Raw genomic sequence first — 18,346 nt, forward strand, 5'->3', positions numbered from 1 at the left:
GTTCCCCACGGTCGGATCAGCTCGCCGTAGGCTCCACGTCCGCGACAGACTCCATCCCCGGCTCGGGGTCGGTGTCGGTATCCGGATCCGTCGATTCCGTGGCCGCCGCGGGTGCTGCTTGGTCTGAAGGATCCGCGTTGTCCGTGGACTCCGCGTCGGCGTTTAGCCGAGTGGTCTCTTCGGGCAGTGCCTCCACGCCCGCCTCGGCGGGGGCGCCGACCCCCAGGCGCAGCATGATGGCTTCGGACAACCCGGCGATGGTGCCTCCGGTGCGCAGCAACTCCAGCGGCGGAATGTCGAAGCTGGACTTCTGTTTCACCGTGGTCAGCAGCTCGGCGGCCATGAGCGAGTCCATTCCGTACTCATCGAGGCGCCGGTGCGGGTCGAGGCGATCGGCATCCATGTGCAGCACCTCGGCGAGGTGCACGGTCAAATACTCGGTCACCCGGGCAAGGGCCTCGGCAGGGGGCAGCTTGCTCAGCTCGGCCGCGATGTCCTCCTGAGCGGTCGGGTCGTCGGTGGCGTCGCCGCCGAAGAGCGGCCAGAAGCGCGGGGACGCGAGAGACGGGAGCAGACTCCGGGCCCTCACCCAGTCGGTGCGATGGACTACGGCTACCTCGGTGGCGCGGTCCCCGCCCACCAGACCGTCGAAGACACGGAGCGCTTCGTCCGAGGTGATCGAGTCCAGGCCCATCTGGGCGGCCAGCGGGGCCAGGCCGTGGCGGGCGACGTATCCCACGTCACTGAGGTGGCCCCACGCCATCGCCCCTCCCTTATGTCCCTCTCTCCGGCGGTTCCGGACGAGCGCTTCGGTGTACAGGTTGGCCGCCGCGTAGTTGGACTGGAAGATGTGGCCGACACTCGCGGACTGTGACGAGTAGGTGCAGAACAGGTCGAGATCGTGATGGCGGGTGAGGTCGTCCAGGACGGTGAGTCCACCCATCTTGGGGCGCAGCACAGCGCTGAAGCGTTCGTCGGTTAGCTCGGCGAGCGGGGCGTCGTCCAGATCCATGGCTGCGTGCACCACGCCGCGCAGCGGGTACCCGCCCTCCTCGATCCGCCGCAGCACATCCGCCATGGCGCCAGCGTCGGAGCAGTCAGCGGCGTAGGCCGTCGCGGCGACGCCGTTCTCGGCGAGGTCAGCAATAAGCTGCGGCGCCTCGGGTGCCTCCGGGCCCCGACGGGAGACGAGCGCGAGCTGGCGGGCGCCGCGTTCGGCCAGGTGACGGGCGGTGGCGGCGCCGAATCCGCCGATCCCTCCGGTGACCAGGTAGGTACCGTCGGGGTCCAGCCGGGGCGGGGCCGGGGGGCACGGGCGCACCGGAGTGGGCAGGCCCTGGTCATCGAAGGTGACGATAACCTTGCCGATGTGCCGGGAGTGCTGCAGGAGCGCGAACGCCTCCCGCACCTGGGCGGCGGGGTAAGTGGTGTGGGGCAGAGGGCGGAACCGACCCTCGTTCAGCCCCTCGACCACCTCGGACCATACGCGGCGGGCGATATCAGGCCTGTTCAACAACGCGTTGAGATCGACACCGCAGAAGGTGAGGTTGTTGTGGAAGGGGCGTAGCGGCAGCGAGCCGTCCGCCATGATGTCACGCTTGCCGAGCTCGATGAACCGGCCACCGGGCTTGAGGAGGTCGAGCCCCCGACCGATCGCCTCTCCGGCCAGTGAGTTGAGCACGACGTCCACTCCCCGTCCCCCGGTTGATTCCATGACGCGGGGGACGAAGTCCAGGTCGCGGGAGTCCAGTACGTCCTCAACCCCCAGTACACGCAGGAAGTCGCGCTTGATCTCGCTCCCGGCGGTGGCGATGACGCGCGCGCCCCGGTGGCGCGCGTAGTGAAGTGCGGCCAGGCCGACGCCTCCGGCGGCGCCGTGCACCAGGACCGTCTCTCCCGGTCCGAGCCGGGCGAGGTCGCCCAACGCGTACTGCACCGTGGTGAACGCGACCGGCGTGGTGGCGGCCTCGGCGAACGTCATGTGATCGGGGATCCGGCCGACGGCGTGTGCTGCGGTCTGTGTGTGGGACGCGAGCGATCGCGGAGCCACGGCGAGCACGCGGTCACCGGCCTTCATATCCTCGACTCCGTCCCCGACCGCCGTGATGATTCCCGCGCACTCCAGGCCGAGCCCCTGCTCGGTGAACGTGCCTTCGACGGCTTCAGCCGGGAGCAGCCCGGTGGCCTGCATGATGTCACGGTAGTTCAGGGCGGCGGCGCGGACCTCGATGCACACCATTCCGGGGGCGGGCTCGGGGATGTCGGCCTCGACCCATTCCGTCCGGTAGCTCAGCCCGATGTCGCGCACGTTGAGTGAGTAGGCGTCGATCTCCGCTTCCGGGACCAACGAGGGGTCCCCGGTCTCACGCGGGACGAACCGTCCGCCGCGTGTGAGCGCGATCTCGTTCTCGGTGGACTCTGCGGCCAGTTCGGCCGCGAGCCGACGGGCATCGACCGCCGTGTCGCCGACGCGCTCCAGACTGATACAGGTGATCGGCAGGTCAGGGCACTCATTGGCCAGGGAGCGAGTCATTCCCCAGACAGCGGCATCGGCGGGGACATCGGGCTTCTCCGGAGCGGGGAGGGCCCCGCTGGGGCGGGTGACCAGGACCAGCCGCCGTAGCGGGGTTGGGTTGTCCGGGGAAAGACCGGTGACGAGCCTGCGCAACAGTGCTGCCCTCTGGGTGGCTCTCTGCACGCAATCCTCTCCGGGGTCCGGCTCGCCCAGTATGAGCGTGATCGAGGTGTTCGTATCCTGACCGGCGGGAAGGTCGGTCCACGCCTCATCCTCGGCGGTGGCGGCGACAACGCGCGATCCGTCACCCTGCGCCTCATCGAGCTCCGCCACTGCCCGTGCCAGGTGAAGCTCCGCCTCGCTCTCGGCAACGAGGAGGTGGTGACACGTATCCGCGTCCGCTTCCGAGGTCGCCTCACCGGTCGCGGTGGTGAGCGGGGCACCGACAGGCGCGACGGTCGTCTCCGCAGGCGTGGACGCGAGGATGATCGAGAAGTCCTCACGTGCGGGCGCGTCTTCGCTGCCGGTCTGGACGACGTTCTCGAAACCGCACCGGCGCAACAGCTCCGGCCACTGGTCTCGGGCGAGGAACCTTCCGTCGGGGCGGAGGTCGGTGTCGGCGGCGTCCCAGAAACTCTCCAAGATGCCGAACATCGCCGCCCCCAGAGCGTTGTTGTGGAACTCGGTGGCCAGGAGGTATCCGCCGGCGGCGAGGAGGGACGCCACCCTGGGCACCGCCACCGCCATGTCGCTGGCGGTGTGCAGGGCGTTGGCGGCAAGGACGATGTCGTAGCCGCCGACGGTGAATCCCTGATCCGCGGGGTCGGTGTTCAAGTCCAGGACGCGGTAGTCGACGAAGTCGTAGGCCGCGAGGTACTTGTCCGCCGCGGTGAGGAAGAAGGGCGAGATGTCGGTGAACGTGTACCGGGTGCGCTCCGGCGGGAAGAGGGGCAGCAGTGCCTGGGTGAGGCCTCCCGTTCCCGCCCCCACCTCGAGTACGCGCAACGGCCTGTCGGTCGGCCACTCGGCCACGATCTGCTGCAGCAGCGCCCGGGCCACACGCTGGCTGAATCGCATGTGGGGCGAGGCCGCGTAGAACTGACGCACCAGCTCACCGGTGCTCTCCTCGGCGAGCATCTCCAACGGGTCGCGTTCCGCGCGCACAAGTTCCGGGAGACGGCACAGCTGATGGAGGATCAGCGCCATCTCGTTCGTGAACGACGGCAGGTCGGACACGACATCGCGGCCCGTGTGCGGGTCCGAAAGGGCGCGAGCGGGAATCCGGTACCCGCCACCGGGGACCGGCTCCAGCAGGTCCGCTGACCGGAGCAACCGCAGCATCGTCTCCTGGAAACGGGCCAGGTGGTCTGGTGCCCGACTGACCGTGTCCTCCCAGTCGACGCGATCGGCTGCCTCCGGCGCCATGGCCAGCCTCGTCTTGGCCAGCAGCCGCGTGCCGAGCGTGGGAAAGCGCTCCGTGAACCGCGCGTAGTCCTGTGCCCCCCAGGCCCGTCGTACCTCGTCGATGCGCGGAGCCGCATGAGCGGCGATGCGATCCGGCGGGGGCAGCGGTGACGCAGCGGCCGGCTGGTCGAGGTGGGGGGCGGCACGCATGACGGTTCGCTGCACCGTGAGCGGCCGCCGCTGCTGGACGGCCAACCGCCGCTCGCGCACCCCGTACAACTCCGCGGTGACGGCACCATTCGCGTCGGTCACAGTGATGTCCCAGCACAGCTCGTGTGGCACGCGTGTGCGGTCACGTGCCCAGATCCACCCCTGTCCGGTCGGGGCGCGCCAGGCTTTCACGGCACCCACCGCAGCGGGCAGAAAGATATCCCCCTCCTCGAGGAGCAGTTCCGCCAACGGAATGACGGACTGCAGTGCTCCGTCCAAGACAGCCGGGTGCACCAGCAGGCGGTTGTCAAGGTCATCGGTCCGGTAGGCGGCGAGGACCTCGCCTTCACCCGCCCACAGATCCTGGAGGACCTGGAAACCGGGGCCGTATTGCAGCCCCAGACTGTCTAGCCATTCGTAGTGCTCGGTGCCGCCGACGTGGCGGGAGCACCGGCCGCGGACCCCGGCCACGTCCACCGGCGCGGGCGCCTGCCCCAGCAGGCGACGCACCCGGCCACGGGCGTGGGCGCGCGGCTCCTTTCCTGACTCGTCGAAGCTGGTGATATGCGTGATGCCGTCGTCAGGGGACACCGATGTCTGGACGCGCATCGCGGTCGCGTCGGGCCAGGAGATCACGAGGGGCTGCGTGAACTCCCAGGCGTGGGCTTCCACCGGATACCCGAGCGCCAGGCGCCCTGCGCTCAGCGCCATTTCGATGTACCCGACCGCAGGGAAGACGACGGATCCAGCGAGCTTGTGATCGGCAATCCACGGAGCCATCGCCGGTTCGACCGGCCCCTCCCAGGAGGAGATGGCCGCAGGCAGCCGCGCGCCGAGGAGCGGGTGGTCGATGGGGCTCGGCGGTGGTGGGGCCCAGTCGTGCGGGGCGCCGTTCCAGTGGCGTTCACGCTGCCAGGGGTAGGCGGGGAGATCGACCACCCGTCCAGCGCGGGGGAAAAAGGCGCTCCAGTCGATGTCCGCCCCCGCCGCGATGAGTGAGGTGACAGCGGTGTCCACGGCCTCACCGCCATCGGTGTCGCGGCGCAGGGTAGCGGTGAGCGAAGGGCGGCGCTGCGGTGAGGCGTCGAAGAGGCGGCGCAGGTAGGGGAGGAGAATTGGGTGCGGGCCGATCTCCGCGAAGACCTCGATGCCCGAGGCGCGCAACCGCTGGGCGGCCGCGGCGAAGAGAACCGGGTCGCGGACGCCGCGCCACCAGTGGTCCGGGGTCAGCTCGGTGCCCTCGATCAGGTCTCCGGTGATCGTCGAGGCCAGCGGGATGTCCCCCGGCTCCGGGGACAGCCCGTCGAGCGCCTGGAGCAACGGATCGCGGACCGGGTCCATGGCCGCGCTGTGAAAGCCGTAGTTCAGGTCGAGCCGCCGGGTGAACACGCCGCGCCGGTCCAGTTCGTCGGCCACGGCCGTGATCTGCTCATCCGGCCCGACCAGGGTGAGGTCGTGGTCGCTGTTGATCCCGGCGATCTCCACATCGGGGTGGCGCTCCGTCAGCTCTCCGGCGTCCTGCGGGGAGAGATCGACGGCGAGCATGCGGCCGCTCCCCGCGGTGGGCGCCTGGGCCGCGCTTCGGGCGGCCACGATCCGCGCGGCCTGGCCGAGGCTGAGCATGCCCGCGGCCCACGCGGCGGAGGTCTCGCCCACGCTGTGTCCGATGGCGGCGGCGGGACGGATGCCGTGGGCGGCCAGCAGGCGGGTTAGGCCTACCTGCACGGCGAACAGCAGCGGCTGGGCGACCTCGGTCCGGTCCAGCCGCCATTCGTCGGGCGGCAGCGCCAGCTCCTCGACCACCGACCACCCGAGATGCGGTGCCAGTTCGGTGTCGGCCTCGGCCATCCCCGCGGCGAACACGGAATCGGATGCCAGCAGGTCAGCGCCCATGCCCACCCACTGCGCGCCATTACCGCTGTAGACGAACGCGACCCGCCCGTCGGCGGCGGGAGCGTCGGCGACGGGAGCGTTCCTCAGCCGCTCGGCCGCCTCCGCGCCGTCGCGGGCGAGCACCACCGATCGGTAGGGGTGTTTTCCGCGTCGGACCGACGAGGTGTAGGCGATGTCGTAAAACTCCTGGGCTCCGGCGGCGTCCACGCGCGCCGCCATGGCCTCGGCAGCTCGGGCGAGGGCGTCGGGGGTGCGTGCCGAGACGACGACCGGTCGTCGGAGGCTCGTGTCCGGCATCCCGTCGGGCGCGCCTACCGCCCCTGGGGCCGCGTCCGGCCGGTCCGCATCGAGCATGGTGTCGACGTCGACGTTCCCCGCGGGCTCCGTGTCCCCCCGCCCCACCGTGGTGGGAATGTCGACCGGTCCTTCCTGGTGGGCCGTTGCGGCGTCGGCGGGCGGGCCGGCGACGATGACGTGCGCGTTGGCGCCGCCGAACCCGAAGGAGTTGACGCCTGCTAGGCGACGTTCGGTCGCGAGCGGCTCGACGTCACTCGGCTCGACGGCGGGAGCCAGGCCCAGCCCCGGGAAGTCGATGTCCGAATTGAGCGGGGTGGCATGCAGTGAGGCGGGGATGTGTCCGTGTCGGAGCACGAGCAGCGCCTTGAATAGTCCTGCCATGCCCGAGGCAGGTTCCAGGTGCCCCATATTGGACTTGATCGAACCGATCGGCAGCGGCCCGGACCGGTGTCGTCCCAGGACGCGACCGATGGACCGGCACTCGGCCGGGTCTCCCACGATGGTTCCGGTACCGTGCGCTTCCACGTATACGAGGTCGTCGGGCGTCACACCGGCACGGGCGTAGACCGTGCGGAGCAGGTCCTCCTGCGCCTCGGTGTTGGGGAGCGCCATGCCCATGGTGCGCCCGTCGCTGTTGGCGCCCCACCCCAGCAGTACGCCGTGGATTCGGTCGCCATCGGCGCGCGCCTCGGCCAGACGCTTGAGCACGACCACGCCGCCGCCTTCGGCGCGTACGAATCCGTCGGCGTCGGCGGAGAACGCCGCGCACCGGCCTTTGCGCGAAAGCATCGAGGCCTGGGAGAAGGCCACGTAGATGGAGGGGCTGAGCAGGATGTTGACCCCGCCTGCCACCGCCATCCCACCGTCGCACCCCACCCGCTGGCAGGCGCGTTCCAGAGCCGTCAGGGACGAGGAGCAGGCGGTGTCCACCGCCATGCTGGGGCCACGCAGGTCGAAGGCGTAGGAGAGCCGGTTGGCGGCGATCGAGTGCGCCCCGCCCGACGCGGTGTAGGCGTTGATGGTCTGCGGAGACGACATCTGCAGTCCGCCATAGGAGGAGTCGGAGATGCCCACGAACACGCCGGTGTCCGTTCCGGCGATGTGGTCGGGGTCGATGGCGGCGTCGTCGAGGGCTTCGGCGGTCATCTCCAGCAGCAGCCGGTGCTGCGGGTCCATCTGGGCGGCTTCCTTCGGGGAGATCCCGAAGTACTCGGCGTCGAAGCAAGCGATGTCGTCGAGGAAGGCACCGGCGGCCGTGTAGCTCCTGCCGACCCGGGGCATGGCCTCGTCCACGAACCGCGCGACCTCGAAACGGTCGGCCGGCACCTGGCTCACCAGGTCGCGGCCTTCATCCAGGGCCGTCCACAGCGTGTCGAGGTCGTGGATGCCGCCAGGCAGGCGGCATCCCACACCGATGACCGCCACCGCTTGGTCGCCGAATTCGTACGTGACTGCACCCATGATCTCCCCCTCGTGCAGCCCGACCGATGGCGATCCGGGGCCGAACGATCACCGCACCCATGATCGCCGTACGCGGTCTCAAAGTTACGCACCGGACATTCTCACCCGCAGGACTTCCGGCAGATCCTTCGATATCCCGATCCATCACGCCTGGTCGCAGGGGTATCCGCGGACGAGAACGGGCCACCTGGCGCCATACCGGACCCACTGGAACCTCCGCCGAAACCCCGAAAGTCACCCGCAGTCCGATACCGCTACGTAAAGTCATGACCTGTGGGAAGGGAGGGCGCTCCCAGCGGTCGTGTGTGATGGCCCCGCGCTCCGCCTCATCGCGTGCCGCCCTCGGCAGGGAGGTCGCCATGTTCACCGCGTGGAGCGCCCTCGTGTACCGCCTCCGCTGGGAGATCATCGCCTTCACGTTCACCATGGCGGTACTCAACGGGCTCTGGGGCGCCGGAGTCGCGCCCTACCTCTCCACCGGAGGGCTGGTCCCCGCGGGCACCGAATCCCGCTGGGTCGCCGACATTACCTACCAACAACTCGCGGCGATCGGCGACACCATCCTCCTCTACCGCGGAACCGAGAGCGGATACGGCAATCCAGCTTTCGACGACGCGGTGCGTTCCAGCGTCCGCGCACTGCCGCGGGACGCCGCGCTCGACGCGTACACCCCCTGGAACGCTTCCCAGAAGCGGGCCGACAGGCTCGTGTCGAGGGACGGGGGCACGGTCGCGGTGGTGGTACGGCTCGCGGGGGCCAACACCACCGAACGCAACGACTCACTGCGCCGTGTCCGCGACACCGTCGAGACCCCCGACTTACCGCGGTCCGGCGTGGACGTGAGCGTCACCGGCCCGCCCGCGATTCGGGCCGAGTTCCGCGAGCTGGCCATGAGCGACCTGGCCCGCGCCGAGCTGGTCGCCTTCCCGCTTCTGTTCGTCGTGCTGCTCTGGGCGTTCGGCAGCGTCACGGCAGCCACGCTCCTGGTTGTGGTCGGCGCGGTCACGGCGGCCTGCGCCACCGCGGTGCTACGCCTGATGGCCGCGTTCACCGAGGTCACCACGTTCGCGCTGAACGTGGTCGTCATGCTCGCCCTCGCTTTGACCCTCGACTACGCGCTGTTCATGGTCAGCCGGTTCCGGGAGGAGCTGGACCTCGGCCGCGAGGTCCCCGACGCCCTGGCCGCCACGATGCGCACGACCGGCCGCACCATTCTGGTTTCCGGACTCATCGTCGGTATCTGCTCAAGCGGCCTCCTCGTGTTCGACCTCGGCGCGCTGAGCTCGCTCGGGCTGGGCGGTATAGCCGCCACGTTCCTGGCCATGGTCGCGGCGCTCACGGTACTGCCCGCCCTGCTCGCCGTCATCGGCCGAGGCATCGACCGGTTCCCCATCGGGCGTCGCAAGGTGCAGGTCCCCGGAACCACCGCCACCGGGGTGTGGGCGCATCTGGCCCGGGGAGTGATGGCGCGACCGCTGCGTTTCCTGACCGCGAGCACCGCCGTGCTCGTCGTGCTGGGGATCCCCTTCGCCGGGGCACGGTTCACCACGACGGGCCCCGAGGTGCTGCCCGCGCACGCCGAGTCCCGAGCGGCCTATGAGGCGCTGAAACACGACCTGCCGGAAATCACCCTGCCCGATGCCACGGTCGTCGTCACCCGCCTGCCGAGGTTCAGCGCGGACGAAGCACTCGACGCCTACGTCGAGCAGGTGGAGGAACTGCCGGGCGTGCGGGAGGGGCGGGTGTTGGGTCGCGACCGCGGTCTGGCCGCCGTGGCCGTCGACTTCACCGCTGGGCCCAAAAGCGACGCGGCACGCGATGTGGTGCGGGAGCTCCGCGCCCTCGCGCCGCCGCCCGGCGCCTCCACGGCCGTCGGCGGTCAGACAGCCGAGTTGATCGACACCCTGTCCTCGGTGCGTGGCGACCTGCCGGTGATGTTGGGGACGGTGGTCGGGGTGACGCTGGCCCTGCTCTTCGTCGCGTTCGGATCGGTCCTGCTTCCCGTCAAGGCCGTGGTGGTGGGCGCGCTGTCGCTGACCGCGTGCTTCGGCGTGGTGGTCTGGGGCTTCCAGGACGGCTACCTGGCCGGCCCCTTGGCCTTCACCGCGCCGCCGGGAATCGACCCCAGTGCCATCGTGCTGATCGCTGTCATCGCGTTCGCCCTGTCGATGGATTACGAGGTGTTCCTGCTCGGACGCGTTCGCGAGGAGTGGCTGCGGTCCGGCGACAACACCGCCGCCGTCGCCGCGGGGATGCAGCGCACGGCCGGTCTGATCAGCCGTGCCGCGCTGCTCATGGCCATCGTGATCGGCGCGCTGGCCACCGCCGAAGTGGTCCTGGTCAAGATGGTCGCCGTCGCCCTGCTCGTCGCGGTCGTCCTGGACGCCAGCTTGGTGCGGGTGATCCTCGTCCCCGCCGCCATGCGGCTCATGGGCCGCGCCAACTGGTGGCTGCCCCGCCCCGTCTCGGCCCTGCACCGCAGAATCGACGTGCTGGAGCCGCCGCGCGCCTCCTCCTCGGCGCCGGAGCCGGAGGAGCCTGATCGGCCGCGGGTCTGACCTGCGGTGCCGACCGGCCCGACCTGGTCGCCGACCCCGCCACCACGTGGTTCGCCAACCAGGTCCGCACGGTCGACGGTGGGCTCGAACTCGCGTGAGCGGAGAGGGGGCGGCGGCCCCGGTCCGCAGGGTCGCCCGGCCCGGCTCAGCCCGCCTCAGCGGCCAGCGCCTGCTCGGTTCCCGGTTCGGTGTCTGCCTCGGGTCCGCGACCTGTGTCCGCTTCGGAGTCCGCATCGCCCACGGTTTCGGCTTCGGATTCTGGAGGGGTATCGGCTTCGGAGGCGGCGGTCGTCGCGGATCCCGTGGAGACGCCTAGGCCCAGGCGCAGCATGATGGTCTGGGTGAGACCGGAGATGGTGCCACCGCTGCGCAGCAGTTCCAGGGGCGGAATGTCGAACGCGTACTGCTGTCTCATCGTGGTCAGCAGCTCGGCCGCCATGAGCGAGTCGAGCCCGTACTCGTCGAGCCGCCTGTCCGGGTCGAGGCGGTCAGGATCGATGTGCATCACATCGGCGAGGAGCTCGGTCAGATGATCCATGATCACGGCGCGAGCCTCGTCGGTCGGCAGTTTGCTGAGCTCGGCGATGATGTCCTGCCGATCGGCCCCGGTAAGGTTCACGTCGCCGTCGAGCAGCATCCCGAAGCGGGGTGAAAGGAGCGAGGGCAGATTCCTTCTGGCCATCCCCCAATCGGTGCGATGAACGACGGCCACGTCGGCGTCGCGAAATCCCTGGATCAGGCCGTCGAGCACGCCCATCGCCCGCGTCGAGGTGACGGCTTCCGCGCCCAGGCCCTCCGCCACGGAGCTGAGCCCCTGGCGGGCGACGTATCCCACGTCGCCGATATGGCCCCATGCCACGGCCAGCCCTGGCAGGTGGCGGCTTCGCCGTCGGCGGATGAGCGCCTCGGTGTACAGATTGGCCGCCGCGTAGTTCGCCTGGAGAACGTTGCCGATGTTCGCGCTCTGCGAGGAATAGGTGCAGAACAGGTCGAGGTCACATCGACGGGTCAGCGAGTCGAGTGCCTGCAGCCCTCCCATCTTGGGTCGCAGTACCGAGGCGATGCGATCGCCTGTCAGGTCGATGAATTCATCGTCGTCCAGTTCCATCGCGGCGTGCACGACCCCGCGCAGCTGGTACCCGTCGGCGTCGATCCGCCGCAGGACGTCCGCCATCGCGTCGGCGTCGGAGCAGTCGGCCGCGTAGGCGGTGGCCTGAACCCCTCCTTCGGCCAACTCCGCCAGCAGATCGGACGCCTCAGGCGCCTCGGCACCGCGGCGGGACACCAACGCGAGGTGGCGTGCGCCGCGCTCGGCAAGATGACGCGCGGTGGCCGCACCGAATCCGCCGAGTCCGCCGGTCACCAGATAGGTGCCCTCGGCGTCCAGCTGCGGCGCGACCACCGTGCGACGACGAACGGAGACCGGCTCGCCCGGCTCGTCGAACGTGACGATGACCTTCCCTATGTGCCGTGAGTGCTGAAGAAGGGTGAACGCCTCCCGCACCCGGGCGGCGGGGTAGGCGGTGTAGGGCAATGGGCGGTACCGGCCGTCGTGGATCCGCTGGGTGACGTGGGACCACACGCCGCGCGCGTAGTCGGGGCGGTCGAGCAGGGCATTGAGGTCGACGCCGCAGAAGGTCAGGTTGCGGTGGAAGGGCTTCAACGGCAACGACCCGTCCATCATGATGTCGCGCTTGCCCAGTTCGATGAACCGGCCGCTGGGTTTGAGAAGTTCGAGCCCGCGGGCAATGGCCTCCCCGGCCAGGGAGTTGAGTACCACGTCGACGCCCTGGCCCCCCGTCAGCTCCATGACCTTCGGCACGAAGTCCAAGTCGCGGGAGTGGAGAACGTCGTCCACACCCATGGACTTCAGGAGGCCGCGCTTGATCTCGCTGCCCGCCGTCACGATCACCCGCGCTCCCCTCTCGCGGGCGTACTGCAGAGCGGCCAGGCCGACGCCCCCGGTGCCACCGTGAACGAGGACCGTCTCGCCAGAGGCCAGCCGGGCGAGGTCGCCCAGCGCGTACTGCACCGTCGTGAACACCACCGGCGCGGTGGCGGCCTCGGCGAACGTCATGTGGTCAGGGATCCGGCTGACCGCGTGGGCCGCGGTGATCGTGTGGGAGGCGAGGGAGTTGGGTGCCAGGGCGAACACTCGGTCCCCCACCTCGAGGCCCTCCGCACCCGCCCCGACAGCGGTGACCACACCGGCACATTCCAGCCCCTGCCCCTGCTCGGTCAGCGTCCCCTCGACCGCTTCGGCCGGCAACAGGCCGATGGCCTGCATGACGTCGCGGTAGTTCAGTGCGGCGGCGCGCACCTCGATGCACACGCTTCCAGGAACAGGCTCGGGCCGGTCGGTCTCGACCCACTGCAAGTGGTAGCTCAAGCCGGGCTCGCGCACATCGAGCGCGAAGGCGTCCACCTCGGCGGAGGGAACTTCGGGGACATGCTCGATCTCGCGTGGCACGAAGCGGCCCCCGCGCGTCAGGACGATCTCATCTTCGGCTGTCTCCCCGAGCAGTTCGGTGACGAGCCGACGCGCGTCGACGTCCGTGTCACCGCTCCGTTCCAGACTGATGCGGGTGATCCGCACGTCGGAGAGCTCATTGTCCAACGTCCGCGCCATACCCCACATCGCGGCGTCGAGCGGGGCTTCGGGCTTCTCCGGAGCGGGCATCGCGCCGCTGGGCCGCGTGACCACGACCAGTGACCGCACCATCGTCTCGCTCTGGTCACCTCGGGCCGCGACGATGGAGCGCACGAGCTTCGCGCGCTGGACGGTCCGGGAGACACTGTCCGGCCCGGTCTCGTCCCGCTCCGCCAGCAGCAGAGTGATGGAGACGGTTTCCTCCTGTTCGGCAAGCAGGTCCGCCCAGGCGCCGGACTCGTCGGGAGCGACGACGGCCTGTGTTTTGGAACCCGCGGCTTCGGCAGCGGCCGCCACGGCGTTGGCCAGCGGGAGCTCCGCCTCGGCCTCGACCGCGATGAGCTGGCAGGGCGGATTCGAGACGGCGTCGGATCCCGTGGCCGCGGAATCGTCGGTTAGGGCGGCGTCCCCGGCGTGGAGAGAAGCCGCGCCGACCGGCGGAGGCGGCGCCTCCGCCCCGGTGGCGGCGAGCAGCACCGAGAAGTCGCTGTATCCCGGTTCCTCGGGGGAACCGGTCTGGACGATGTTCTGGAAACCCGAACAGCGCAGCAGATCCGGCCACTGATCGCGGGCCAGCGCCTTTCCATGCGGTCGCAGCTCGGTATCGACGGCGTCCCAGTGGCTCTCCAACGTCCCGAACAGGCCGGTAAGCAGGAAGCGGTTATGGAACTCCACCGCCAGCAGCTGCCCGCCCTCGGCGAGGAGGGAGGCGACGCGGGGCATCGCGGCGCCCATGTCACGGGCGGTGTGCAGGGCGTTGGCGGCCAGCACGAGGTCGTACCCGCCAGGCGTGAACCCCTGCTCCGCAGGGTCGGTGTCCAGGTCAAGGACCTGGTAGTCGACGAAATCGTAGGCCGCGAGGTTCTTCTGCGCCGCGGCGAAGAAGAACGGCGAGACATCGGTGAACGTGTATCGCGTGCGCTCTGGGGGCAGGAGGGGCAGCACGGCCTGGGTGAACCCTCCCGTACCGGCCCCCACCTCCACCACCCGTAGCGGCCGGTCGGTCGGCCAAGCGGCCACGATCTGCTCTATGAGTGCTTGTGCCAACTGGTAGCAGAAGCGGTTGGGCGGAGATGTAGCGAACAACTGGCGAACAATTTCACCGGTGCTCTCGTCGGCGAGCAGTTCCAGGGGGTCGCGCTCACCGCTCGCTATCTCGGGAAAGTGGCGCAACTGGTGGAGGAGGAAGACGAGGATGTTCGCGTACGACGGCTGGTCGTGAACGAGCTCGTAGACGGCGTGCGGCTCGTCGGCTTCAGAGGGAATCACCCGCACCTCTCCACAGGGGAGTGACTCCACAAAGTCGTGGGCGTCGGGGGAGGAGGCCAGAGTCTCCAGCATCCGGAATGAGGCATTGGGCAGGCCGGTCCGTGCTTCCTCCCACGTGATGCCTTCTCGGGCGCGAGGTGCCACCGCGAGGAGGGTCTGAATACCGAATCGCGCGATGATCGGGGAGACACGTTCGACAAAGCGCGCGTACTCCCCTCCAGGCCAGGTGTCGCGTACATCGTCCATGCGACGGGCGGCACGGGCGGCGAGGAGTTCCGGCTCCGGCAGCGGCGAGACATCGGCGGGCTGGTCCGGGTGGGGAGCGGCGCGCACCACGGTGTGCTGCACCGCCACCGGTCGTTTCCGCTGACCGGTGACACGCCGTACGCGTACCCCGGACAACTCCACGGTGACCGCGCCCTGTTCGTCGGTCACGCTGATGTCGCAGCACATTTCTCCCTGAATGCGTGTGCGGTCGCGCACCCGCACCCATCCCCTGTCGGCCGGTGTGCGCCACACTCTCGCGGTGCCGATCGATGCGACCAGAAAGGGCTCATCTCGCGCCGTCTGTTCGATCAGTGGGGCGACCGCCTGCAGGGCGCCGTCGAAGAGTGCCGGGTGCACCTCCATACCCTGCTCGTCGGCATCGTGGTGATAGGCCGCGATGACTTCGGCACTGCCGCCCCACAGGTCCTGCAGCACCTGGAATCGGTGGCCGTACTGCAGGAACCCCTCCTGGGCGACCCGCTCGTAGTGCTCGGCACCGCTGACGTGGCGCTCGCACCGCACCCGGATGGCGGTCACGTCCAGGGGCGGGGGCGCCTGTCCGAGCAGGCGGCGCACCCGGCCGTGGGCGTGCTGGCGCGGTCGGCCATCATGTTTCTCGGAACTGGCGATGCGCATGGCGCCGTCGTTGGGCGAGAGCGATGTCCGCAGGCGCACACGGGTCGCCTCGGCCCAGGGGATGACCAGGGGTTGGGTGAACTCCCAGTTGTATGCCTCAACCGGGTGGTCGAGCGCGCGTCGGCCCGCGCTCAGCGCCATTTCGATGTAGCCGGCGCCGGGGAAGATGACGGACCCGGTGATCTTGTGGTCGGCGATCCAGGGGACGATCGCGGGTTCGACCGGCCCTTCCCAGGTGGGGATGGCGGTGGGCAGCCGTGCTCCCAGCAACGGATGATCGAGAGGGCTGCCGGGGAGCCCGGCCCAGTGGTGGGGGGTTCCGTTCCAGTGGCGTTCGCGCTGCCAGGGGTAGGAGGGAAGATCCACCGCCCGCCCCGGACGCCGGAAGAACGTCGATCTCCAGTCGATGTCAGCCCCTGCCGCGATGAGAGGTGTGACGGCGGCATCCATCGATTGGACGGCGCCGGTGTCGCGGCGCAGGGTGGCGGTGACCGTGTAGCGCCTGTGCGGCGATCCGGCGGTGACGCGCCGCAGGTAGGCACACAGGATCGGGTGGGGGCCGACCTCGGCGAAGACGCCGATCCCCGAGTCCCGCAGCCGATCAGCGGCCGCGGCGAACAGAACCGCGTCGCGGACCCCGTGCCACCAGTACTCGGGCGTCAGCTCGGCTCCCTCGATCAGGTCCCCGGTCACCGTGGAGGCCAGCGGGATGCGCCCCGAAGTCGGAGCCAATCCATCGAGGGCCCGGAGCAGCGGCTCGCGGATCGGGTCCATGGCCGGGCTGTGAAAGGCGTAGTCCAGGTCAAGCCGCTGCACGAACACGCCCCGTTGTTCCAGTTCCTCGGTGAGGGCCGTGATCTGCGCGCCCGTCCCCGCGAGGGTGACGTCGCGGTCGCTGTTGACCCCGGCGATCTCCACCCCGGGGAATCGCTCCACCAGCGTCTCGGACTCCTGCGCGGACAGGCTGACGGCCAGCATGCGACCGCTTCCGGCCGTGGGGGCCTGCGCCTCGCTCCGTGCGGCCACCACCCAGGCGGCCTGGCGCAGGCTGAGCATGCCCGCTCCCCATGCCGCGGCGACCTCACCCACGCTGTGCCCGATGACCGCGGCAGGGCGGATGCCCCATGCTTCCAGAGCGCGGGTCAGCCCCACCTGCACGGCGAACAGCATCGGTTGAGCGACCTCAGTGCGGCCCAAGCCCCACTCGTCGCGCGGCCGTGCCATCACCTCGGACACCGACCACCCCAGGTAGCGCCCCAGCTCGGCGTCGGCCTCGGCCACCGCCTCGGCGAACACGGGGTCGACGGCCAGGAGATCCGCGCCCATCCCCGCCCATTGGGAGCCGTTGCCGCTGTACACGAACGCCGTCCGGCCGTCGTCAGCGGCAGGCGTGCTCGTGGCGGATTCAGCCGCCCTGAGCTTCCCAGCGGCCTCGTCACCGCTGCCAGCCAGCACCGCGAGGCGGTACGGGTGCTTGCCCCGGCGGACACACGACGTGTAGGCGACGTCGTAGAACTCCCCGGAGTCGGCCGTGGCCACCCGATCCGCCATCCGTTCGGCGGCCACGGCCAGGGCCTTGGGGCTGCGCGCCGAGACCACGATCGGTAGGGCGGTGGCCGAGTCCGGATCGGCAGCGGAATCCCCGGTGGAGTCGGGTGCGCCGGTGGTCTCCTCCCGGTCGTGTGCGGAGGGCGCGCCGGCCTGCTCGTCCGTCGGGGAATCCGATGGGGTTTCGGCCGGGGCGGCGACGATGAGGTGGGCGTTCGCGCCTCCGAACCCGAAGGAGTTCACGCCGGCCGTGCGACGTTCCGCGGCGAGGGGCTCGACCGCGCAGGGTTCGACCGCCGGAGCCAGCCCTAATCCGTCGAAGTCGATGTCGGGGTTGAGTGGTGAGGCGTGCAGCGACGCGGGAATCCGGCCGCGGCGCAGCACGAGCAGTGTCTTGAACAGCCCCGCCATGCCTGAGGCCGGCTCGAGGTGGCCCATGTTGGACTTGATCGATCCCACCGGTAGCGGGCATGAGCGGCGCCGTCCCAGAGCGCGCCCGAGGGCCCGGCACTCGAAGGGATCCCCCACCAGGGTTCCGGTCCCGTGTGCCTCCATGTAGACCAGCTCGTCCGGATCCACCCCGGCCCGTTCGTACACCGTGCGCAGGAGGTCCTCCTGCGCATCGGGGTTGGGCAACGCGAGTCCGGCGGTGCGGCCGTCGCTGTTGGACCCCCACCCCACCAGCACGCCGTGAATCCGGTCACCGTCGGCCACCGCGTCTTCCAGCCGTTTGAGCACGACCATGCCGCCGCCCTCGGCACGCACGAAGCCGTCTGCCTCGGCCGAGAACACCGCACACCGACCTTTCGGTGAGAGCATGGCGGCTTGGGAGAACGCGATGTAGACGGCCGGGCTGAGCAGGACGTTCACCCCGCCCGCTAGCGCCACCCCGCCGTCGGACGCCACCTGTCGGCAGGCCCGCTCCAAAGCGATCAGCGACGAGGAGCAGGCGGTATCCACCGCCATGCTGGGCCCGCGCAGGTCGAAGACGTGGGAGAGCCGGTTGGCCGCGATCGAGTGCGTCGCACCCGGCGCCGCGTAGGGACCGATCGCCTGCGGAGACATCATCTGCAGCCCGCCGTAGGACACGTCGGAGATGCCCACGAACACCCCGGTGTCGGTACCGGCCAGGCGGGCCGGGTCGATCGCGGCGTCGTCCACGGCCTCGGCCGTCATCTCCAGCAGCAACCGGTGCTGCGGATCCATCTGCTCGGCCTCTTTCGGAGAGATCCCGAAGTAGTCGGCATCGAACAGGGAGATGTCGTCCAGGAAGGCTCCCGCCGCCGTGTAGCTCCTGCCGACCCGCGGCATCGCCTCGTCCACGAACCGAGCCGCCTCGAACCGGTCATCGGGCACCCGCCCGACCAGGTCACGCCCTTCCTCCAGAGCCGCCCACAGCGTGTCCAGGTCGTTGATACCGCCCGGCAGCCGACACCCGGCACCGACGATCGCGATCGCTGGATGGCCGCCCCCGTCGACGATCCTCCCCATGGACCCCTCCCCCGTGCACGTTGACCGATGGCAGCGACGAATGCGCCTCACCGCCAGCAATGACCACTTTGTGCGTCTACGAGGCTACGTACGGCACTGTGCACTGCCCAGGGGTGCAGCCCGGATCGACGCGAACCTGAGGGGAAA

The 18,346-nt window shown here is 69.9% G+C and carries 3 protein-coding genes; 1 reads left to right on the top strand and 2 read right to left on the bottom strand.

Features of this window, described 5'->3' with window-relative positions; all coding sequences use genetic code 11:
• Nucleotides 1–16: 16 nt before the first annotated feature.
• Nucleotides 17–7,780: a type I polyketide synthase gene (locus CDO52_RS22710; RefSeq protein WP_017620994.1), complete on the bottom strand. Its 7,764-nt coding sequence runs from the start codon at nucleotides 7,778–7,780 to the stop codon at nucleotides 17–19.
• A gap of 359 nt (nucleotides 7,781–8,139) precedes the next feature.
• On the opposite strand from CDO52_RS22710, the gene CDO52_RS22715 reads away from it, so the two are divergent.
• Complete coding sequence (locus CDO52_RS22715) at nucleotides 8,140–10,338, top strand: MMPL family transporter (RefSeq protein ID WP_161627268.1); 2,199 nt, start codon at nucleotides 8,140–8,142, stop codon at nucleotides 10,336–10,338.
• Between the two features lie 145 nt (nucleotides 10,339–10,483).
• On the opposite strand, the gene CDO52_RS22720 is transcribed toward CDO52_RS22715, so the two are convergent.
• Nucleotides 10,484–18,199 carry a type I polyketide synthase gene (locus tag CDO52_RS22720; RefSeq protein WP_017620992.1) on the bottom strand — a complete coding sequence of 2,572 codons (7,716 nt, stop codon included), beginning with the start codon at nucleotides 18,197–18,199 and terminating at the stop codon, nucleotides 10,484–10,486.
• Nucleotides 18,200–18,346: the final 147 nt, after the last annotated feature.

Source organism: Nocardiopsis gilva YIM 90087 (genome assembly GCF_002263495.1).
GTDB lineage: Bacteria > Actinomycetota > Actinomycetes > Streptosporangiales > Streptosporangiaceae > Nocardiopsis_C > Nocardiopsis_C gilva.